1 protein-coding gene is annotated in these 608 nt (G+C 68.7%); it reads left to right on the top strand.

What is annotated here, in order from left to right; genetic code table 11:
- Nucleotides 1-608: EscU/YscU/HrcU family type III secretion system export apparatus switch protein (locus AC1D15_RS36140; protein ID WP_477829878.1), on the top strand; the 608-nt coding region annotated here is incomplete at both ends.

Below are 608 nucleotides of genomic sequence, written 5' to 3'. Positions count from 1 at the left end.
CTGTCGCACGTCGGCAGCACCATCGTCGGCGGCATGCTGCTGGTGCTGCTGGCGCTGGCCGTGTTCGCCGCCGTTGACGTGCCGCTGCAGCGCCAGTTGCACGCGATGCGGCTGAAGATGAGCCACCAGGAAATCAAGCAGGAGCACAAGGAAGTCGAAGGCAACATGGAGATCAAGGCCAAGATCCGCGCCCRCATGCGCGAGATGGCCAATCGCCGGATGCTGGCCGCCGTGCCCACTGCCGACCTGGTGGTGATGAACCCGACCCACTATGCCGTCGCGCTGAAGTACGACGAAGGCAAGATGGGCGCGCCGCGTGTCGTCGCGAAGGGTGCCGACCTGATGGCCATGCGCATCCGCGACACCGCGAAGGAATCGAAGGTGCCGGTGCTGCAGGCGCCGGTGCTGGCGCGTGCGTTGTACGCCCATGCCGAGGTCGACCGCGAGATCCCGGCGGCGCTGTTCGCTGCGGTCGCGCAGGTGCTCGCCTACGTGTACCAGCTGCGCGCCGCGCTCACCGGCCGCGTCGCGATGCCGGGTGCGCTGCCAGAACTGAACGTGCCGGCCGAGCTCGATCCGCACCACAAGCCCGGGCCCGCGGACGGGGA

This window comes from Rhizobacter sp. P2_H2 (assembly GCF_056403375.1).
The sequence above is the reverse complement of the archived record's forward strand: the minus strand, read 5'-3'. Positions and strand labels throughout refer to the sequence as shown.